Annotated in this window: 19 protein-coding genes and 1 pseudogene; 11 read left to right on the top strand and 9 right to left on the bottom strand. The window is 56.2% G+C overall.

Annotation, left to right across the window (positions count from 1 at the left end):
- Positions 1–68: 68 nt before the first annotated feature.
- From hemC to IGNI_RS07880, 7 genes are all read right to left on the bottom strand, one after another.
- Positions 69–983, bottom strand: coding sequence for a hydroxymethylbilane synthase (hemC, locus tag IGNI_RS03545; protein ID WP_011998718.1), 915 nt, complete (start codon positions 981–983; stop codon positions 69–71).
- Entirely contained in the window at positions 980–2,251 is a 1,272-nt protein-coding gene (gene hemL / locus IGNI_RS03540) for a glutamate-1-semialdehyde 2,1-aminomutase (RefSeq protein ID WP_011998717.1), read from the bottom strand. Before hemL ends, hemC begins: the two co-directional genes overlap by 4 nt.
- 60 nt (positions 2,252–2,311) lie before the next feature.
- Positions 2,312–2,653, bottom strand: a complete 342-nt coding sequence (locus IGNI_RS03535) for an ATP synthase subunit C (RefSeq protein WP_011998716.1) — start codon at positions 2,651–2,653, stop codon at positions 2,312–2,314.
- A 57-nt stretch (positions 2,654–2,710) separates the two neighbouring features.
- Positions 2,711–2,875: a hypothetical protein gene (locus tag IGNI_RS07760; RefSeq protein ID WP_011998715.1), complete on the bottom strand. Its 165-nt coding sequence runs from the start codon at positions 2,873–2,875 to the stop codon at positions 2,711–2,713.
- The gene (locus tag IGNI_RS03530) at positions 2,875–3,519 is read right to left on the bottom strand and encodes a V-type ATP synthase subunit D (RefSeq protein WP_011998714.1); all 645 of its coding nucleotides are present in this window, start codon (positions 3,517–3,519) and stop codon (positions 2,875–2,877) included. The genes IGNI_RS07760 and IGNI_RS03530 overlap by 1 nt, the downstream gene beginning before the upstream one ends.
- Positions 3,520–3,535: 16 nt before the next feature.
- Entirely contained in the window at positions 3,536–4,951 is a 1,416-nt protein-coding gene (locus IGNI_RS03525; RefSeq protein ID WP_011998713.1) for a V-type ATP synthase subunit B, read from the bottom strand.
- A gap of 66 nt (positions 4,952–5,017) precedes the next feature.
- Positions 5,018–6,496: a fumarate hydratase gene (locus IGNI_RS07880; protein WP_011998712.1), complete on the bottom strand. Its 1,479-nt coding sequence runs from the start codon at positions 6,494–6,496 to the stop codon at positions 5,018–5,020.
- Between the two features lie 74 nt (positions 6,497–6,570).
- Here IGNI_RS07880 and IGNI_RS03515 point away from each other — a divergent pair, with 74 nt between their 5' ends.
- The 10 genes and pseudogenes from IGNI_RS03515 (at position 6,571) to IGNI_RS03465 (ending at position 17,495) form a co-directional block, all read left to right on the top strand.
- Complete coding sequence (locus IGNI_RS03515) at positions 6,571–7,248, top strand: 30S ribosomal protein S6e (RefSeq protein ID WP_052570494.1); 678 nt, start codon at positions 6,571–6,573, stop codon at positions 7,246–7,248.
- A 61-nt stretch (positions 7,249–7,309) separates the two neighbouring features.
- A pseudogene (locus IGNI_RS03510) lies at positions 7,310–7,636 on the top strand (translation initiation factor aIF-1A); the annotation flags it as partial.
- 68 nt (positions 7,637–7,704) lie between these two features.
- Positions 7,705–8,652 (top strand): serine protein kinase RIO, encoded by a 948-nt coding sequence (locus IGNI_RS03505; protein WP_238374101.1) that lies wholly within the window; start codon positions 7,705–7,707, stop codon positions 8,650–8,652.
- A 72-nt stretch (positions 8,653–8,724) separates the two neighbouring features.
- Entirely contained in the window at positions 8,725–10,935 is a 2,211-nt protein-coding gene (gene hypF / locus IGNI_RS03500; RefSeq protein ID WP_011998708.1) for a carbamoyltransferase HypF, read from the top strand.
- Positions 10,936–11,003: 68 nt separating this feature from the next.
- Complete coding sequence (locus tag IGNI_RS03495) at positions 11,004–12,161, top strand: NAD(P)/FAD-dependent oxidoreductase (RefSeq protein ID WP_011998707.1); 1,158 nt, start codon at positions 11,004–11,006, stop codon at positions 12,159–12,161.
- A 6-nt stretch (positions 12,162–12,167) separates the two neighbouring features.
- Entirely contained in the window at positions 12,168–12,623 is a 456-nt protein-coding gene (locus IGNI_RS03490) for a helical membrane plugin domain-containing protein (RefSeq protein ID WP_011998706.1), read from the top strand.
- Between the two features lie 57 nt (positions 12,624–12,680).
- Positions 12,681–14,015, top strand: coding sequence for an FAD-dependent oxidoreductase (locus tag IGNI_RS03485; RefSeq protein ID WP_148202231.1), 1,335 nt, complete (start codon positions 12,681–12,683; stop codon positions 14,013–14,015).
- An 84-nt stretch (positions 14,016–14,099) separates the two neighbouring features.
- A complete protein-coding gene (locus IGNI_RS03480; RefSeq protein WP_011998704.1) occupies positions 14,100–15,032 on the top strand; it encodes an archaellin/type IV pilin N-terminal domain-containing protein in 933 nt (310 codons plus the stop codon).
- A 95-nt stretch (positions 15,033–15,127) separates the two neighbouring features.
- Positions 15,128–16,774 carry a hypothetical protein gene (locus IGNI_RS03470; protein ID WP_011998703.1) on the top strand — a complete coding sequence of 549 codons (1,647 nt, stop codon included), beginning with the start codon at positions 15,128–15,130 and terminating at the stop codon, positions 16,772–16,774.
- Positions 16,689–17,495, top strand: a complete 807-nt coding sequence (locus IGNI_RS03465) for a hypothetical protein (protein WP_148202230.1) — start codon at positions 16,689–16,691, stop codon at positions 17,493–17,495. Before IGNI_RS03470 ends, IGNI_RS03465 begins: the two co-directional genes overlap by 86 nt.
- A 681-nt stretch (positions 17,496–18,176) precedes the next feature.
- Here the strand turns inward: IGNI_RS03465 and IGNI_RS03460 are convergent.
- Together IGNI_RS03460 and IGNI_RS03455 are read right to left on the bottom strand one after the other, a co-directional pair.
- On the bottom strand, positions 18,177–18,971 hold the full coding sequence (locus IGNI_RS03460; RefSeq protein WP_011998701.1) for a DUF3800 domain-containing protein: 795 nt from the start codon (positions 18,969–18,971) through the stop codon (positions 18,177–18,179).
- A gap of 250 nt (positions 18,972–19,221) precedes the next feature.
- Positions 19,222–19,587: a hypothetical protein gene (locus IGNI_RS03455; protein WP_052570055.1), complete on the bottom strand. Its 366-nt coding sequence runs from the start codon at positions 19,585–19,587 to the stop codon at positions 19,222–19,224.
- 176 nt (positions 19,588–19,763) lie between these two features.
- On the opposite strand from IGNI_RS03455, the gene IGNI_RS03450 reads away from it, so the two are divergent.
- Positions 19,764–20,495 carry a putative CRISPR-associated protein gene (locus tag IGNI_RS03450; RefSeq protein WP_011998699.1) on the top strand — a complete coding sequence of 244 codons (732 nt, stop codon included), beginning with the start codon at positions 19,764–19,766 and terminating at the stop codon, positions 20,493–20,495.
- The last annotated feature ends 1 nt before the right edge of the window (position 20,496 follow it).

Below are 20,496 nucleotides of genomic sequence, written 5' to 3'. Positions count from 1 at the left end.
ACCGGGCCTCCCGACTGTTTGGGGTGAAGAGGGGCCAAAGCGAGGAGCCTCAGCCCTAGCGAACTTCGTCACTCCTCGGAACCCACCGTAGTCTTCATCGGGTTTAGGGCCTTCAAGCGTTCTGCTGCCCTCATCCCTACCTCCTCCGGGCCCTTGCCTATCAGCTCCACGTCTACCCTCTCCCTCCCGCTGGGGCTTAAGACCGTAGCCCTCAGCCTAATCAAACTTCCCTCTTCGAAAGCTATGGCCCCCAACGCTACGAAACAACCCCCACCGAACTCTTTCAACACGGTCCTTTCGGCGGTTGCGAGCTTCTCGCTTTTCACGTCGCTTATGGACTTCAACAGGTCAGATATTTCGCTACCCTTTCTAGTTACAGCTACAATTATCCCTTGGCCGGGCGAGGGAGGGAAGAGCCTCCAATCGAGCCTAACGTAATCGACATTAAGTCCCAACCTAGACACCCCCGCCTCGGCCAGAACTATGGCGTCGTACTCTCCCCTCCTCAGCTTTTCCAAGCGCGTGTCCACGTTGCCCCTCAAGTCCTTTACTACGAGATCGGGTCTCAAGTTCTTGATTAAAGCCTTCCTGCGGGCCGAGGAGGTCCCCACCACGGAGCCTTTGGGGAGGTCAAATATGTCGTAGTTGCCGGCCCTGGAGATCAAGACGTCGTAAGGGGGGTCGCGGGGCAAGAAGGCCGCTATTTCTAACCTAGGGTCCAGTTCTGTGGGTAAGTCCTTGAGTGAGTGGACCGCCACGTCGGCCTTCCCCTCCAATACGGCCTTGTTAACTTCCTTCTCGAAGAGGCCGGTGAGGCCCCTTTTGGCGAGCTCCTCGAAAGGGGCGTTGGCCTTGTCCCCGGTGGTTTTGACTGTTATCACTTCGTACTCCAAGTCGGGAAAGAACTTGAGGAGGTAGGAGGTGAACATGGATACTTGCTTTAAGCTGAGTTTGCTCCCGCGCGCGGCTATCTTGATTTTCAAGATATCACCTTTAGCGCTTCGGATAAGGCCTCCAACGTCTTGTTGACCACGTCCTCCCCGTGAGCCGCGGAGGTGAACCACGCTTCGAACAAGCTCGGCGCTATGAATACTCCTCTCTTCAGAAGTTCCTCGTGCAGCCTTAACGAGATTTCCTTGTTGGCCTTCAAGGCGTCGGCGTAGTTGTTAACTTCTTCCACCCCGGGGAACCACTGGAACATGCTGGCCACTCTGTGCACTACGCCCCCGAACTTGGCCACCGCTTCTTGTTCCAACGCCTTGGCCACCTTTTCTGCCGCGCTGTTGGCGACCTCGTAGACGTACCCCCTCTCGAGTTCGTTGATAGTCGCGAGCCCCGCTGCCATAGTTACGGGGTGCGCGTTGAACGTGCCGGCGTTAAACACTGGGCCAGAGGGGGTTAGGTATTCCATGATCTCCCTCTTACCTCCGACGACGCCTACCGGGAAGCCTCCGCCAACTATCTTGCCTAAGGTAGTTAGATCCGGTACTACGCCGAACTTCGCTTGGGCGCCACCCAAGCCCAGCCTGTACCCGGTGATCACTTCGTCGAAGATCAAGAGCGCGCCGGTCTCATCGGCGATCCTCCTCAACTCCTTGAGGAAGCCCTCCTTGGGAGGGATTACGCCGGCATTCCCCATCACCGGTTCAACAATTATAGCGGCCAAGTCGTCTTGATTCTCCTTGGCCACCTTCTCTACCGCTTCAACGTCGTTGAAGGGCACCACCAAGGTTAGCTTGCTCACCTCCTCTGGGACGCCGGCGGAGCCGGGGACCCCGAAGTGCGAGACGGCCGAGCCGGCCTTGACTAAGACGGAGTCGTGTGCTCCGTGGTAGCAGCCGTCGAACTTGATTATTTTGTTCTTCTTAGTGAAACCCCTGGCCAGCCTTATGGCGGTCATCGTCGCTTCAGTCCCCGAATTCACGAACCTAACCATATCAATAGAGGGGTAATGGCTCACTATCTTCTTTGCTAGCTCTATCTCGAGTTCGTGGGGGGTACCGTACAACCAGCCTCTGTTCAGTTGCTCTTCCACCGCTTCCAAGACCTTAGGGTGCATGTGACCTAGTATTAAGGGGCCGTAACCCAGTACGTAGTCAATTAGTTCTACGCCGTCGACAGTCACTAAAGTGGCGCCGCTGGCCTTCTTTACGTAAAACGGATACGGTTTTACAGCAGCCCTTATGGGGCTGTTCACCCCTCCCGGGAACAAGTTCTTTGCAATTTGGAAGAGCTCGAGCGACCGGTCCACGCTTTTACCCACGGATCTCGAACAAAGGGACGTTAATTTTCGCTGTGTCTAAAAAAGCTGTTATATTGCGAAGAGTATGACTATCGCGATAGCTATTCCGTAGATAGCCGGCGTCTCTGCGATACCTATGAAGAGCAGGACCCTACCGAACTCTTCGGGCTTCTCGCTTATCACGGCGATGCCGGCGGCGCCGGTGGCGCCCAGGGCGTAGCCGGCGCCGATAGTGCCTCCGAGCAAGGCGAGGCCGGCGCCGACGGCCTTGAGGCCGGTCATCATGCCCGTTCCTAGGGACGTCTCGCCCATCTCGGCGGCGAGGGCTGCGCTCGCGCCTACGAGCGTTACGAAGAGTATGGACAGTAGGACGCTCCTTATCGCTCTTTTGGGCATCAATTCGGCCTTCACGCTCTGATCCCTCCGTTCGAGCAACGTACTGTTTGAACTTAAAAATACTTCTAAAGGTTAGAGAGAGACCGAACGACAGAGCTCACTTACCTTAGCAAGGTACTTCGTCTTTACCTCTTCTGCTTTCTTCTTTACTTTGTTAGTCGAGTTAGCGAACGCGCCTTCTACGGTCGCTTGGAGCTCCTTCAACAACTCCTCCTTCGAGGGGAACGCCGCGCTCATTATGCCACCCTCCTGCTCTGCAACTTACTCCTTATCAGCTTCAACCTTACGAACTCCTCTCTTTGTTGGTCGTCCAGCGACCTCTTGATGAACTTTATGTTGTTTTCTATTTCTGGCAAGATGGAATACTTGACTGCGTTTATGAGTCTCTGGGTCCTCCGTAACTCGTTCATTATTCTGTATATACTCATCTCGGAGTTTATAGCCTTGTTTAAGTACTTCATAGCCTCTTCGAACTCCTTCGCTGCTTTGTCTAAATAGGGCGAAGAGTAGAGGTTAGAGATGGCCCCGCCCTTAACTTCCGTTCTGGCGAACTCCACGACCGGTATCTTGACCCCGAAGGCCGTGCGCGCGTAGATCTTCGCGGTCAAGTCTTCCGGTACGTAGGCCACTTCTTGTTTGAGTGCTGACTCGCCGCTCTGAACCTCAGCCATAATTAAGTAGCTGTAAGCCCTCTCTAGGTGTTCGGAGTAGGCGTCGTAGTACTTCTGGTAATCGGCGACGGCCTTGCGCAAGTACATTAAGAGAATGTCCCTTTTGTCCTCTAGGAGCTTTCTGATCCTCTCTACTACCTTCTTTCTCTGCTTCAAGCGGATGAGGTTTATCTTTGTGGGTAAAACCCTCCTGCTGCCGGGGAAGCTCAAAGCTTAGCACCTCACGTTACTTCTGGGACGCGGCCTTCACTCTGTACTTGGGGTGGTACTTCTTTATGTACTCTGGCCTTATCTTGGTCAGCTCCTCCTCCGGCAGTATTGAGAGAACCTCCCACGCCAAGTCTAGGGTCTGCTCTATGGTCCTCCTCTCGTAGTAATCTTGCTTTAAGAACTTCTGCTCGAACGCCTCACCGAACCTCAAGTACTTGCGGTCGACCTCGCTCAGGCTCTCCTCGCCGACTATCGCGGCTAAGCCCCTCAGCTCTACGGCCCTCGAGTAGGCCGCGAACAGCTGGTTGGCCACGTCCGGGTGGTCTTCCCTAGTCTTACCCTTGCCTATTCCGTCCCTCATGAGCCTTGACAAGCTCATTAGTACGTTTATCGGCGGGTATATGCCCTTGTTGTGCAAGTCCCTCGAGAGGACTATCTGACCTTCGGTGATGTAGCCCGTGAGGTCCGGTATGGGGTGGGTTATGTCGTCGTTAGGCATCGTGAGTATGGGCATTTGGGTTATTGAACCCTTGCTTCCCTTAACCCTTCCAGCCCTTTCGTATATCGTCGCCAAGTCGGTGTACATGTAACCGGGGTAACCTTGCCTGCTCGGCACCTCCTCCCTGCTCGCGGAGATCTCCCTTAGGGCCTCACAGTAGTTGGTCATGTCAGTTATTATAACCAAGACGTGCATGTCCTTTTGGAAGGCCAAGTACTCGGCGAGGGTGAGCGCGGCCCTGGGCGTGACTATCTTCATCATTGCGGGCTCGTTGGCCAAGCTGACGAACATGGCAGTCCTAGATATGGCCCCGGTCTCTTCGAACGCCTTTTTGAAGAACAAGAGCTCGTCGTACTGGATGCCCACCGCAGCGAAGACCACGGCGAAGGACTCCTCCTCTCCCCTCACCGTGGCTTGCCTAGCTATCTGGGCCGCCAGCTTGTTGTGGGGGAGACCGGAGCCGGAGAATATGGGCAGCTTCTGGCCCCTTACCAGGGAGTTCATACCGTCTATTGCGCTTATTCCAGTTTCGATGAACTCGTCTGGGTACTCCCTAGCGTAAGGGTTAATGGGCTCGCCCCACACGTTCCTCTTTTCTACTGCCTTTATCGGAGCTCCTCCGTCGATGGGCTCTCCTAAGGCGTTCATTATTCGGCCCAACATGTCCTCGGAAACGCCCATCTCGAGTATCCTACCGGTGAAGCGGACCTTCGTGCCGGCGGGCGATATGCCGGTGGTCCCTTCGAAGACTTGGACCACCGCTAGCCCCTTCCCGGTCTCTAGGACTATTCCCCTCCTCTTCTCGCCGCTCGGCATCTCTATGTCTACCAGCTCGCCGTAGCCCGCGTCGCTTACGCCTTCGACCACCAACAGCTGACCTCTGATCTCGCTTACGGACTCGTACTCCTTGCCCTTAACCGACGGTACTGCCAAAGTGAGACCTCCCTTGAAGAGACGAGAAGGACTGCTTAAATTTTGAATTTTCGGCGTGCGGCGCGGTCACTTCAGAAGCTCCTCTAGTTTAGTCTTGGCTCTCTCAGAGACTTCCTTGTATAAGCTCCTTCCGTGGGAGTCCATGGCCACCACTAAGGGCCCGAACTTCTCTACCTCGAAAACCCACATGGCTTCTGGTATCCCGAGCTCCTCTAACCAGTATACCCCCCTGACAGCCTTTATCGCCTTGGCGGCCAAGAGCGCGGCGCCGCCAGGGAAGGCCAAGTAGGCCGCCCCGAACCTCTTAAAGAAGTCCAAGAGGTCTTCTTTCATACCGCCCTTACCTATTACTAGCCTGGCCCCGGTCTTTTCCAGCACTTGAGCTTGGAGGGCGTTCATCCTCGCGCTGGTAGTGGGGCCGGCCGCCACCACCTTCCACCGGCCCTCCTCCTTCGTCACGACGGGTCCACAATGGTATATGGCTAGACCTTTTAGGTCGAGCGGGGCCCCCTCCTCAATTATCTTCTTGTGAGCCTCGTCCCTCGCAGTAACCACGGTGCCCGTCAAGTAAACCACGTCTCCGGCCTTCAACTTCCTCACTTCTTCCTCTTCAACGGGTAACTTTATCTCAACGCCGTCCTCCGCCTCCAACGGCGGGGTCTTCAAGTCCTCCGGAGTTACGTTGTCGCTTACCAATTTCCAGCTCCCGTCGGCGTTAACCTCAACTACGGCCTCGCGCGCGGCCCAGCAGTTGAACCTAACCGCAACCGGGAACGAGGCCGGGTGCCGGTAAGCGTAGTCCGCCCTCACCGCGAGCGCCGTGGGCCCCCCGCCCAAGCCCATTGGACCCAAGCCCAAGGAGTTCACTTCGTCCAGCAGCTCTTTTTCGATCCTCGCAACCCTCTCCTCCTCGTGGGCCTCCGGCCTGTAGAGGGCCTCTTTTGCGAGCTTAGCGGTCTCTTCCACGGTCCCTCCGAAGGCGACGCCGACTATGCCCGGAGGACAAGGCTTGCCCCCGGCCTCGAAGACGGCCTTGAGCACACACTCCCTAACGCCTTCCAACCCCTTGGAAGGCGGTATCATGCACAAATTGGAGGGGTACTCGCTCCCCCCTCCCTTAGGCCTTACTTTTATTAGGAGCGTGTTGCCCGGGACTACCTTAATATTTGTGACTGGCACGCCCTTCCCGACGTTGTCGCCGGGGTTGTGGCCGCTTAGCGGGTCCACGCTGTTGGGCCTTATGGGGACCTCTCGCGTGGCCCTCCTCACGGCTTCCTTCAGAAGCTCCTCAATTTCGTAAGGCTTTATTGGGAACTCGTCACCAACTATAACATCAAAGGTCATCAAGCCCGTATCTTGACACATGGGCTTCTTCTCCTTGACGGCCAACTCTATGTTGTTCAAAATGGCCGCCAGCTGGGCCTTCCCCAACCCCTCTGAGCGCTCGTAAGCGTCCAGCAGCTTTTCATAAACCCACTTGGGCAGCGCGGTTTCGGCGAGCCTTATGGCCTCTACCACAGCGTTTACGACCTCATCCCTAAGCAAGCTGTGTACACCTCGAGGGGGCGCGAGAGATCGTTAATAACTTGCCAAACGTCGCGCGCCCGGTGAGGTTTGAGGTGGCTAAGCTAGAGTTCAAGGTAGTAGTGAACGACCCCGAGGCGGAGCCCCGCCCCCTCGGGGTAAAAGTGAAAGTAGTTGGTAAGGAAGATATCCCCTTCGATAAGGAGGCAGAGCTCGACCGAAGGACCCGCCTCCCGGTGGCCCGCGTTAACGCGAGGCTGCTGGAGGCGGCAAAGGCCGAGTACAAGATAATAACGATAAGGAGAAAGGTGAAGGAGGGAGATGAAGTAAAGAAGAAAACCGTCCACGTCGTCGCCGCAGTCGACGAAAACGTGCCCGAGGGAGAGGTATGGATAAACAAGGACCTAGCAGTAAACGTATTTGGCGAAGAGAGCTTTGAGGGAGAAGTTTTCAGAACTAAGGCGTTCCAGATAACTATTGAAGGGGAGAACGCGAGGAAGTTTATAGGCAAGAGGATAGGGGAGACCGTCCCAGCTTCCATCTTAGGCATAGAGACCCTCAAGGGCCTTCAGCTTGAGATAAGGGGAGGCTCCGACGAGAGCGGGTTCCCGATGAGACCCGACATACCGGGCCCCGTCAAGAAGAGGGCTCTGCTCAGCGGACCGCCGGGCTTCTGGCCGCGCGAGAAGGGAGAGAGGAGGAGGAAGACCGTGAGGGGCAACACCATAAGCGAGGACATAGTTCAGATAAACACCAAAATAGTCAAGCAGTGAAAGGTCCGAGCCCACTGAGGCACATTTAACCTTCACTCCACGTCCTCTTAGTGGTGTCACGTTGGCAAAGAGGAAAGGGACTCGAAGCGAGAAGAGTAAAGAAGTGGTGTTACCGGGCGAAGGCGAGGTACTCTGCGTAGTAGAGAGGATAGTGGGGGCGGACCACGCGCTGATACGCTGTTTGGACAACCCCGAGTTGGTCAGGGACGGCAGGATCCCGGGCAAGTTGAGGAGGAGGGTCTGGATAAGGGAAGGAGATATAGTGATTGCAACCGTTTGGGACTTCCAGCCCAAAAAGGCGGACATAGTGTACAGATATTCTCGAGACGAGCTAAAGAGGCTGATAGTAAAAGGCTTGTTGCCTAAGGAGATAGCCGAACTCGCGGGCATAACAGAAGAAGAAATAGCCTTGACTGCCCAACAAATGGCACAAGAAGAAGCGGAGGGTGAGGAGGCGTGAGCGAGGAGGAGGTTACCAAGGCTGAGAAGGTAGAGGACGTCATGAAAAAAGTAGAGGAAGAAGTCAAGGCCCCCCAAAAGGAAGAAGAGGTAGAAGAACAACTTGAAGAGGAAGAGGAACTCGAAGAGGGAGAGGAGTTAGAAGAGGAAGTAGAAGAACCCATTCCGAAAGAGGTCGTCCAGAGAAGGAAATACTTGAAGAGGTACAAGGACAAGGACTTGTTTGAGACTGTCGAAGAAGTCTTCGACATGGCCACGCAGATGGCCGTCTATGAACTCATTAGAAGAGGTGTCATAGGTGAGCTGAAGGGCGTCATATCGGCCGGCAAGGAGGCTAGGGTCTACTGCGGCAAGAGCCCGCAAGGCGACGACATAGCCGTCAAGATATACTTAACTACAACTGCGGAGTTCCGCAAGAGCATAAGGAAGTACATCATAGGGGACCCCCGCTTCGAACAGATAGCCAACAGAGGGCTTCGTCACTTGATCTACGCGTGGGCGAGGAAGGAGTTCAGAAACTTGAAGAGGCTGGAGCAAGCCGGAGTTAGGGTGCCCTCCCCCATCGCTGTGTACCGGAACGTGCTAGTTATGGAATTCATAGGCGAGAACTGCAAGAGGGCCCCCTTATTGGTGGAGCTGGCGAAGCCCGTCAACCAGCTCGACGTAGAGGAGTGGAAGAAGATATTCGAGACCGTATACGACTACATGGTTAAGATGTACCAAAAGGCTAGGCTCGTCCACGCGGACCTTAACGAGTACAACATAATGTACTGGAAGGGCGAGCCGGTAATTATAGACGTGAGTCAAGCCGTCCCCATAAACCACCCCTACGCCCACGACTTCTTGATGCACGACATACAGCAGATACGCCGGTTCTTCTCTTCCGTAGGCGTAGAGGTCCCGAGCGCCGCTGAGATGTACGCGCGAATAACGGGCTTAGAGTGAGCCCGAGTACAGTTTCTCTAACATTTATTTAAACTTCATTACCCCTTCTGCGCGAACTCCCGGAGAGCGCCTTTGCCGGCGAAGAGGATCGTAGTCAGAGGCCTCGTCCAAGGGGTTGGCTTCAGGCCCCAAGTCGCCCGCCTGGCCCGCGGCTTGAAGTTGAAGGGCTACGTGAAGAACGTGGCTGGAGGTGCAGCTGAGATATACGTAATTGGTGAGGATGAGAAAATCTCCAAGTTCATTAATTTGCTCAAGAAGTTACCTCCCCCCATTAGAGTAGAGGACCTCCAAGCGGAGGATGCCGAGGAGATGAGTTTTGATGACTTCATTATATTGAAAAGCGACAAAAGCTCCTACAAACACTCCCAGATACCTCCGGACTTGGGGATATGTGAGGACTGCTTGAGGGAAATGCTCAACCCCTTCTCGAGAAGGTACATGTACCCGTTGATCTCATGCGCCAAGTGTGGCCCGAGGTTTTCTATGATCCGTTCTCTGCCCTACGATAGAGAGAACACCTCGATGGCCGAGTTCCCGTTCTGCGCAGAGTGCGAAAGGGAGTACCGGGACCCGTGGGACCCTAGATACCACGTGCAGGGGTTCGCTTGCGCCAAGTGCGGCCCGAAAGTGAGGCTCTTGGACTCTGAGGGCCGTACGGTGTTGGTCAGAGATCCAATAAAGGAGGCTGCGAAGCTTCTGGACGAGGGTTTCATAATAGCGGTCAAGGGCATGGGCGGCTACCACTTGGCCGCCAAGGCGACGGAGGACGAAGTGGTGGCGGAGCTGCGGAGGAGGAAGGGGAGGCCTAGGAAGCCCTTCGCGCTGATGGCCCTTAATTCCGAGGTAGCGAATAGAATAGTCGTAGTTGACGACGAAGAGCTCTTCAACTCTCCGGAAGCCCCCATAGTCCTCTTCCGCAAGAGAGAGGACGGCCCCTTGAGCGAGCTGGTGGCGCCCGGCCACGCCTTAGTGGGGGTCATGAGGGCCTACACCGGCCTCCATTACTTGCTGCTCAACTACACTGCCGACAAGTTTTCCATTATGACTTCAGCAAACCCCTCGGGGAAGCCCACGTGTATAACGAAGGAGTGCGCACTAGGGATGGCAGACTACGTCTTAGAGCACGATAGGGAAATAGTCCACCGGGTGGACGACAGCGTAGTTAGGAGGAGCGCCGGCGAGAGGCTCTTCTTGAGGAGGAGCAGGGGCTATGCCCCCGCTTGGCTGGAGGCGGATGAAGAGCTGCTCAGCGGCGCCTCAGTGGGTGCGGAGCTTCAGAACGCGGGAGGAATTTCCTTTTCCAACAAAGTGGTCTTAACCCAATACATCGGCGACACCGACGAATACGATAACTTGAGATTTATGGAAGAAGAGTTGAGGTGGTTATTGAAACAATATTCCGTTACCCCGGAGTTCGTAGCGGCGGACCTCCACCCCCGCTACAGCAGCAAGCTCCTAGCGCTGAGCTTGGCGGAGGAGTTCGGAGCAGAGCTGGTAGAGGTCCAACACCACCACGCCCACGCGGCCTCGGTCATGGCGGAGGCGCGCTTGGAGGAGGCGGCCGCAATAGTGGTGGACGGCACGGGCTATGGCTTGGACGGGAACTCTTGGGGAGGGGAGGTCTTGAGGGTAAACAGGGAGGACTTCGAGAGGGTTGCCCACTTAGAGTACTTCCCCTTGCCGGGCGGAGACAGGGCGGTCAAGTACCCGGCGAGGGCTTTAATGGGCCTCTTGTATGCAGCCGGCGAGGACTTAGAGAAGTGGAAAGGCAAGCTCGCGAGGGCCCTCCCGGGAGGGGAGGGAGAGTTCGAGGTGGCTCGCAAGGTTCTCGGGAGGAGCGTGCTAACCTCCTCCTTAGGTAGGACCTTGGACGCGTTCGCGGCCCTCCTCGGGGTCGCCTACGAGAGGAGTTACGAGGGCGAGCCCGCGATGCTCTTGGAGGCGGCCTCCCTCGGGGGCAAACCATTAACAAAGCTAGACTTAATCGATGGAAACGTTATCAAGGTGACTGAGCTTCTGAGGTGGGCCGTCGAGGCCCTTGATAGCGGCAAAAAGTTAAGGGACGTAGCGTTTACAATCCAGTACAACCTGGGCTACAACATGGCCCTTAAGGCGGCGGAGCTCGGACTCCCGGTGGTGGTTTCCGGCGGCGCCGCAGTTAACGAGCCCTTCTTGTTGGGCGTCAAAGAAGTAGTGAAACCCCTCTTGCCACACAAGGTCCCCCCGGGGGACGGGGGGATAGCCTTGGGCCAGCTGATAATAGCGTCTAGGAAGCTGAAGTAGTTTCACCGTCCACTTAGTAAAGAAAGTCATTATAGCGGTAAACGGTCTCTAAGGAACGGAGTGAGGCTTTGCCCGAACGCGTGGTGTTCCTCGGCGGGGGAGTGTCGACCCTCGTCGCCCTGAGGCGGCTCCGAGAGGGGCCGCCGGAACTGCAAGACAAGCTCCAAATTACGATAATAAACAGAGACGAGTGGCACTACATGCCTCCCCTCTTCGCGGACTTCGCCTTGGGCGAAGTTAGGGAAGACCAGCTCAAGGCCCCCGTCGCTAACATCGCTAAGAGGTACGGCGCCGAGCTGATCATAGATGAGGTCGTAGACGTAGACCCCGCCAAGCAGCAGCTCAAGACTAAAGGTGGGAAGACAATAGAATACGACTACTTGTTCATAGGTTCTGGGGTCAGCTACGATCACGAAGCGGTCCCCGGCCTCAGTCGCTACGGCTACCACAACTACAGCTTGGAAGGCGCCAAGAGGATGAGAGAGGCCCTCAGCAAGTTCAAGGGCGGAAGGGTGGTGATGCTCGTCCCGGGCCTCCCCTTCCGGTGCGGGTGTTACCCGTTCGAGATGGCCGGCAAGTTGAAGTACTTCGCAATGAGGAAGGACCCCCGCTCGGAGGTCCACTTGGTTACGGTATTCGACGAGAAGCAGATGGGCCAGATGTTCAAGGACGTCTTTAGGCAGTTCCGGAGGATACACAACAAGCTGGGAATAATTTACCACCCGGGCAAGGAGGCCAAGGAGGTCAGAGAGAAAGAGATTGTGTTTACAGACGGTAGCACACTCAAGTATGACCTATTGATATACGTGCCTCCAGTTAAGGTGCCGGAGTTCGCAAAGAACAGGCCAGAGCTGGTCTGTCCGAACAACAAGAAGGTGTTGGCCACTACCTACCCGGAGTTCCGCAACCCGAAGTATAGGAACGTCTTCGTGCCGACCGACGCCGCTATGCCTTGTGTGAACTTCCCCATAGCTGGCATATTCTCCCACGCCGCTGCGGTCTCGGCGGCCGACGCGCTCATATCCGACCTAACCGGCGTAAGGGGCACCGTGCTCTTCCCCGACGAGATAGTCGCAGTGGCGGACTTCGGCCCCACCGGAATGATGGTCACCTTCGACATAGATCACAACGGACCTACTCAGAAGATGTACGTAACGGCCCAGAGCCCAATGATCAAGTTCATGAAATTAGCCTTTTACTTGGGCTGGATAGACGCCCTGAGGTGATAGGACGTGAGTGAGGAGCTGTCTAAGGTGTTGGAAAAGTTAGAGGCGGAGAAAATAGAGGAGCTGGCGAAGGCTATAGAAAGGTTGGCGGACGCGATAGCAAAGCTCCAAGAGACCGGCCTGCTGGGGATAGCAGTCGCTTTGGCCGAGAAGGGCGAGGAGGTGCTGGAGCTAGGGGCTAACGACAGAAGGATGCACCACGCGATGGCGGCCGCGGACGCCGCATTAAACGCCCTTGAAGACGTAGATCCTATAGTGTTCAAGGAGAACGTAGAAGCCATGTCGGAGTGTACAATGAAGGCCTTGAATTCTCCGGACTTCTTAAAGCACGCCAAGCCTGTGGGCCTCTTGGGCCTACTGAAGGTGATGAAAGATCCAGACATAACTGCGGGCCTCGGAGTGATGCTGTACTTAGCCAAGGTCATGGGCTCTTGCTTGAGACAGAAGATGGAGCAATCCTAACCGTTTAGTAAAAACGCGTAAATTATTTTCCGCGCGCTCGTGGGCCCGGTGCCCCACGTGGAGGTCGTAGTCGTAGGCGGCGGCGCCGCGGGCATGAGCGCTGCTTCCCGCGTGAAAAGGATACACAAGGACTGGACGGTTAGGGTTTTCGAGGCCTCAGGTTACGTCTCCTACGCCCCTTGCGGCCTCCCGTACTTCATCGTGGGCAAGGTAAAGGAACCCGACGACTTGGTTTACTATCCTGTCGAAGTGTTCAGGGAAAAGAGGGGTATAGACGTACACACGCACGCTAAGGTCGTGGACGCCGATTACCACAAGAGAACGGTAACCGTCATTGAGAACGGGGAAAAGAAGGAGTACAAGTGGGACAAGCTCATATTGGCCACCGGGGCGCGACCCAAGTCGTTGGGCGTCGAAGGCGAGGACCTCAGAGGAGTCATAAAGCTTCACACGGTAGAGAGCGGGATAGCCGCTAGGGAGGAGCTGAAGGACGCGAAGGAGGTAGTGGTGGTGGGCGCGGGGTTCACCGGCGTAGAGGTCGCTGCGGAGCTGAGGGACTCCGAGCGCGAGGTGCACTTGGTGGTCCGCTCGCGCGCCCTTCGCAAGAGCTTGGACCCGGAGATGAGCGAGCTCGTGGAGGAGCACCTTAAGAACGTAGGGATAAGGCTCCACAAGGGCGTAACTGTAACCAAGATACTCGGGAAGGACCGGGTCGAAGGCGTGGAGCTGAGCGACGGAGAGGTGATAAAGGCTCAAGCGGTAGTGGTGGCAGTGGGGGTAGAGCCCAACGCAGAGCTCGCTAAGAGGTTGGGCGTGAAGTTGGGTAAGTTCGGGGGAATCAAAGTGAACGAGTACATGGAGACCAACTTGCCCGACGTCTACGCCGCCGGGGACGTGGCGGAGAGCTGGCTCGTCCACACGGGGACCGAGGCTTGGTGTCCCTTCGCTCCCCCGGCCAACAAGATGGGGCTCGTCGCCGGCCTCAGCGCCAGCGGCAAAAGGGTCCCGTTTCCGGGAGTGGCTTGTACCGGGATCACGGTCGCCTCGGGCCTGGAGATCGGCCGGACGGGCCTGACCGAGGAGGAGGCGAAGGCCTTAGGCTTTAAGGTTAAGTCCTCGTTCGTGAAGGCTAGGACGAGGGCCCACTACTACCCCGGCTCCCAGTTCACCCACGTCAAGCTGGTGGCCGCCGAGGACGGCACCGTGTTGGGCGTTCAAGTGGTGGGCCCAGAGGGGGTCAAGGGGAGGGTGGACGCCGTTGCGACGTTGCTAACTAAGAGGGGGACCGTTAGGGACTTGTTCTTCTCTGACATAGGCTACGTCCCTCCCTTGGCCCCCGTGTGGGACCCCTTGGTCACCGCGGCGAGGCTCTTGTATTCGGAACTGCGCTAATCTCTTTATCCAATTTTTGCATACCAGAGCAACTCCCTATCTTAAAACCCGCTACCCCGCCGTTGTCATCGAGAGAGTGAGAACATGAAGATCGCGAGGAAGGGTGTCTCCCCCGTAATAGCGACCTTGCTGCTGATACTGATCGCCGTAGCCGCTGCCGTGCTCCTCTACACTTGGGTCAGCGGGCTGAGCGCCAACGTGGCTGGCACTCAAGTCACCGGCAAGAGCTTAACACTCATCCAAGCCACTTGGGCCAGGCCGGCCACTAACGTCGGTACTACCATAAGCAAGGATAGCTTCGACCGCTCTAAGGCCGTCCTGATACTCAGCTTCCAGCCGCCTGCTCAAGTGTTGCAAGGTGGCCAAGCTATTACCATAGACGCCATAGATGTGCTCTACCAAGGTAGGGTGGTCTGCCACTACGACAGCTTCCCTATGACCGCTGACGATAAGTATCACATAGGCCAAACTATAGGCGGCTTGACTGCGTTCGGTCTAGTCTTCTGGGGCTTCGTCGGTTCAACTCTTAGTGACTTCGACGCGCATAACGAGACCCTAGTACCGGGAGGCATCATACACGGTAAGAGCGACCTCGCTACGCAGCCGGCGGCGCGCGGCTACTTGGGTGGCGATAAGGGAGTTACTGGTGAAGTTCATCCGGGCGAGAAATATAAGCCCGATATACTACTATCGTTCGATGACCAGTACCCCTTCGCCACCATACTGGCCGGCACTTGGGAGGTCAACTACGTCAGCACCAACTATGTGGAGACCAACTTCAGGAACACTAGTGCCGTGATAAAGTTCGACAGGTTCGTGAATACTCATTACAGCCCTGATACCCAGAACAACAACGGAGTGCCCATCTTCGACGTCGCCAGCGCCAGCCAGAGCAACTTCGCCGTAGTGATATGGTGCCCCAACGTCAACCCCAACGTGATGCAGAGCGTTGACGTCAAGATGGTCTTCAGCGACGGCAGCACCTGGGAGGCCAGCGTACCTCTCAGCATAACGTAACAACAATTGTTTTTTCTCGATCTTTCCTCTTAGACTAACCTTAAGCTCGTTAACTCCTATTTACCTCTCTTTTTGTCCCTCTCTGGGGCTTCAAGATGTTGTACATCTCAATCATAATATCAGCAGTTATGAATATAGTAGCCTTCGCGGTCCCACGTCTCGCCGCGCTCTCCCTCTCGAGCGTCCTTCCGGCGGCATTCGTCTTGTACGAAGCTTTCTCGTGCAAGCCGACGAGCTTAGCGAGCTGGTACTGGCTCAACTGCGGTCTACCGAGCTTCCACAACGTCATAACTGCGATGACTACGCCTTTCTTCACAATATCCGCGTTCGCGTTCGTGTTGGCGTTAGTAGGGTTGAAAGAGGGGGACAGGAGGTTCTTCGCGCTCTCCGCGGCCTCTCTGCTTTCCCTCTTGTTCGTTTGGTCAAACTACTTGAACTTGAACTACCCCATGGTCTCCGCCCCTCCCAAGCTTCCTCCGTTGGGCTTCTCCGTACTCAGGGGGTACTGGTTCTTCTCGCTGTACCCCCTCTTAGCCATCGCTTCTGCGCTGCTCTTGGCGTATTTTCTGACATTCAATGAGCTTTACGCGAAGCTCTCCACGTTTTTAGCTTTCCTAACGGCGTTTTCCTCAATCGCCCACGGCCACACAACTTACGGCTTGCCCATACCGCCTAACTCGTTCCACCTCTCGCTCGCCTTGCTCCCGGCGTCGCTCGCGCTGCTCTTCCATACCAACGACAAGGCGTCCAAGGTAGTCGCTTTCTTGAACGCGTACGTGGCCTTTGCGCTGCTCCGCTTTTACCCCGTCCCGGCCGGGGGCTTGCCCAACCCCTACTTCGGCATCCAAACCCCCGTGGCGGCGACGTTAACGTTAGTGTACCTTTACTCCCTCTCTAAGGCAATAAAGGAAGGGCCCCTAGCGGACAAGCGGTTCGTCCTCCACTACGCTTCAGTCATAATTTTAACCGCCGTTACGGTCCTAGATCTAATAGACAACTACACGCTCGCCAACGTCTTGACCTCGAAAGCCTTGCTCTGGGCCCTCCTCGCGTCACAAGCGCTAAGCGCTCTCAACTTCTCTTTGGTACTGTACCTCAAGGACAAGAGCAAGTTAGGGCTGCTGGGCCCGGCATCGTTGCTCAGGCCCGAGTCGACAGCCGTAGCCCCCTTCGCCCTCGCCTTGGCGGACTTCTGGAAGAACAGGAAGGCGGTCAGTTCCTTAATGGTGTTAACGTCAATGACCTTCGCCGCTTCCTTAATTTACGCCTCGTGGGTCCACGCTTATTTCTTCCAACCCCCGAGCGAAGTCAAGGTTATGGGGGCGAAGACCGTAGCGACCTACACCTACCGGGGCAACTTGACGGCCTTCGAGCAGCTCTTGCTCTTGAACGCCAGCGGGTCGCGTTACGAAGTGAAGAGCTCTATAAACGTATTTATGGGTAAGTACATACCTCCCAACGAACCGGCCTTCTTCAGCTGGTCGGTCCCCCGTTGGGAAGGCTTGCGCAGCTGCGCGGTGAGCTTGAGGCCCTCGCCTCTGCCCGCGCTCAAGTGCGCCCCCTTGGCTGGGTTCGCCTACCTCTACCCGGCGTTGGGGGCGCTCACGCTCTTAGCGACTTATATTGCCTCTAAGTTCGTTAAGCCCGGAGGACGAAGTGAAGGCACAGAGCTCAATAGTGGCCGAGCTGTTACTCATAGCGATATCGGTGGCTCTGATAGCGGTAGTGGTGGGAGTGGTTAATACCACCGTAGGGAGGGTCGCGAGCTTAGCCTTGCCGACCCAGCTGCCGACGCCCGCGGGAGTTTACGACCTAATGCCAGCCTACGATTCGACCAACGGGAAAGTTTTGGCGCTGGTCCTCCGAGTTAAGAACCCCGTAACGCTGACCGGCGTAAGGGTTTACTACGGCGAGGAGTTGGTCTGTAGCTTCGACCACTTCGTGCTCTCCTCGAGCTCTCCGGTCGCGGACCAGTACGGCTGCGAGGCCTTAGTCCCCGCGGGCTACTACGGCCAGCTCGAAGGCCAAGCAGACGACTACGACGCCCTCTGCCCCGGGGCCTTGTACTTCAAGGTGGGCTGTGACAAACCGGTCAAGGCGATAAGCGTCTTGGAGGTGGACAACGGGTGGTACTCGCCCGAGGGCGCCCCGCCCTGGGCTACGGTAGGAACCTTCGTCCCTTCCTTCATTCCGCTGGGAAGCGTTAAGTGCGAAACCCGTTTGAGCAACTCCACGGGGACTTTGGAGTTTCAAGAGAGGTTGGGCGCTCCGGAGAGGGTCCTATACAACGGTACGGACTGGCTCTACGCGGTCCCCTTCAAGTCCGTAAGGCTCTATAAGGGCACTTATACTCTCTTGCTCTGGTGCCCGTCGTTGAACGTCCCCTTAGAGGACCTCAAGATAGTGGTCAGCACCGACGTGACCGAGCTAACCGTTCGCCCGCCCCGCGGCGGGCTCATCTGAGGCCCGCTAGCGACTATTGATCTCCTATACCTTCCTCCCACGGAGCACTTCGCGTCACCCCGCGGGGGTTTAGGGTCACGGGGAGTGAGGTGCCGGCGAGCCCAGTAATAATTGAGTAGAACGAAGTTGGGTTCGTAAGACCTCCTTCCTCTGAGCCCCGGGACTGGGGGTGTCTCGTCTAGATAAAGGGGTCCCGTTTTCGGGAGCGGGTCCAAGATAGTTATACGAAACTAACTTCTCGCTCCAGAGGACAGAAGAGGGATATTGCCAAGACGCCCGTTAGAGGCGAGCCCAAATGAAGTAATATTACGAACCTAGCTCTGTCGCTGCGACGCCTTGGCGATTTAGCAGTTCCTCCCGGACCCCGGAGGTTATGGAGTATGTGAATTGAAAGAAGCCGCCCCCGGGAGCGTAACACGGGCCTCCAAGGAGGAGCCAATCGCATGGTTTACTCCAGTAAGACCGGTCATGGGGGAGTTAACTGGCCGTTAACTCCACGCCCGGTAGAGTTAACCCGAACGAAGTGAGGCGTCCGGAAGGCCTCGAGATCCGCTTCGCCACGAGGAGCGTCCGCGGGGGAGGGTGCACGCTAAACTTATATCGGTTTCTGGAGCTACGTTGTTGGGGAGCTCCGCGCCCGGGTAGCTGCCATAAGGTCCCGCGCCCGGGCGGCTGCCACCCTCAACCCAACCCGAGCGCTCTCCTCAAGAAGTGCTCCGTTAAGTCCCTCCCTTCCACGAACGACAAGGCCTCGCAGAGGGCCTCGTTTCCGTGTAGCAAGCAGTTCCTGTAAGCAGCAGCCATTATGTCGGCCAAAGCGAGAGCTGACGATTGATGGGACTTCACTTCGAACGCTTCAATCACCCGTTCGCACGGGAAGTGCTTCTTTAGGTACTCCCCCTTGGGCGCGCTCCCGGACGGCACGAACTTCTCGTCCAGAATTACTATCGCGTTCTCTCCGAGCCCATCGAGCGCCCGGCACACTTGAGCGCCGAACTCCTTGAGGACCAACGGCTTCAAGCTTTTCCTTATAACGCTAGCTAGGGAGGAAGCTATTTCGTAATCAAAAGACTTCAGCTTCCTCGCTATAGTCGCCTTGTCCACGTGGGCGGCGACGGCGAGGAAGGTCCCACAAGGCCTTACCTTGTTTATGAACTTTGCTAACATGTTGTCTATTTTCTCGTTGACTACCTTCAGCTCAGAGCGCTCCCGAGCCACGCATTCGGCAACCCTCTTAGTAATTGAATAATATTTCAACTCTTCTTCGTTCTTCAACATTTCCGGGATTAGGTTGCTGCACGCCGGCTCCTCCTCGGCCACCGCCTCCCTCAGCCTTTCCGTAAGCTCCTTGGTCACAATAGAGTAACACTTCTCGTCCAACACGACCGCCAAGGTTACGAAGTACCTAGTCCTCCTCCCCTTCCTCTCCAGCGCTACGTTAGTGTCGCCGCTCTCGTCGACGGCGACTACGATCACTTTTCAAGCCCCGGTACCCTCCTTGAAATACTATAGAAATTACTGAGGACGCCCGAACTAGGCCCCCCGCGCCCCTAGGGCCCTTCGGGGCATGAGAATGAGGCTCCGAGGAGTTAAGGTATAGTAAGCGAGCTTCACGGAAGGACTTTGGATGAACCTCCCCTTGAAGGGGAGGGGAAAAAGGCCTCGTCACTGGCGTAGCCGCTCACCGCTCGCGTGGGTCGGGCTCACAACTCATCGGCCGACGCAGTTAAGCTACTGCCTTCTCTATTTCGGGCCAGACCTTCTTCTTGTACATGTTGACGCAGCGGGAGAAAGTGGCCTTCGCCGTCCTCAGGCCGGTATAGTCCTTACCCAAGTACTGCTTCGCCCTCTCTAAAGTCTCGTTGATCTTCTGTTCTATAGTCGCTAGGTCGGCCGAGCCGCTCTCGAGCAGTTCCATCATCTCTTCCCTTCCCTTCTTGACCTCTTCGAGTGCCTTAGCTATCGCTGCCCTGAGCTTCTCGGGGTCGTCGACCTTCTGCAAGTTCTTAGCTTCTATGTCCTTTAGCTTGCTTTCCATGCGGTCATATATGGACATGACGAGCTCTTCCAGCCCCAACGCCGCCTTCCCCACTCGACGCTTCGAGTAATACCGAGGGCTTTTACGACGGCTAGACGAAGTCTTGAGAAGCTGGGCGGAAGGATGATTCTAAGTTTTAACATATTGACGGAGCTTGAGTTAGAATTCCTAACTAAAAGGCGACCAATTCTCTTAATACTGCAATAGTGTTGATCGCTGCGGGAGAGGCGTTGGAGTGCTCTGCCCACGTGCTCAGCGTGGGCACCAGCGCCCTCAGGAACTTCCAAAGGACTTGCACCGACAAGAACTTGGCCAGCGCCTTGCTCAAGTTGGAGCGCGGAGAGCTCGAGCTTTCAGACATGAAGAAGGTATTGTCGGCATCCGGACTAACGTTGGACGACCTCATCGATAAGGTAGCACAATTCATCAAAAACGACCCCGTCCAAGCCTCCGCAGAACTGAACGCGTTGGTAAAGAGGGCCGGGAGCCTCCAAGGCCTCAAAGCGATTCTCCTCTGTAGCGACACCCACGCCGGACAGCTGAGCTGTAAAGCCTTGAAGACTTACTTAGAGGGGGAGGGGGCCGAGGCGGCGGCGTACGTCATTAACAATTTGGGCAAGCGCGGGACTTTCTACGAAGGATTGGTGAACCTCATGTGTGCTTACGGAAAGATACTGGACAAGGAAGTCGGCGACTGTAAGAGCTGCGTTTGTGTTAACCCTACTGGGGGCTTCAAGCCGGAATCGGCGGTCACGTACCTCCTCGCCCTAGCGGACGCGAGGACGGCGGACGTTTACTACATACACGAAGCCTTTAGGGACGTAGTGTCCCTACCTATATTCCCCGTAGTACCTTTGAAGGCCTTACTCTCCCAGACCAAGTGGCTCGACGAGTCTCTAAAGGCCTTGAAGGACTGTTTGAAGGGGAAGTCGCTCTACCCTTGGAGGCCCTTGGAGATTTGAC

This window comes from Ignicoccus hospitalis KIN4/I (assembly GCF_000017945.1).
GTDB lineage: Archaea > Thermoproteota > Thermoprotei_A > Sulfolobales > Ignicoccaceae > Ignicoccus > Ignicoccus hospitalis.
The sequence above is the reverse complement of the archived record's forward strand: the minus strand, read 5'-3'. Positions and strand labels throughout refer to the sequence as shown.

Bases quoted from the DNA above. Each gene is read 5' to 3' on its own strand.
- IGNI_RS03480 (WP_011998704.1), top strand. From the start codon at position 14,100: ATGAAGATCGCGAGGAAGGGTGTCTCCCCCGTAATAGCGACCTTGCTG.
- IGNI_RS03470 (WP_011998703.1), top strand. From the start codon at position 15,128: ATGTTGTACATCTCAATCATAATATCAGCAGTTATGAATATAGTAGCC.
- IGNI_RS07760 (WP_011998715.1), bottom strand. From the start codon at position 2,875: ATGAGCGCGGCGTTCCCCTCGAAGGAGGAGTTGTTGAAGGAGCTCCAA.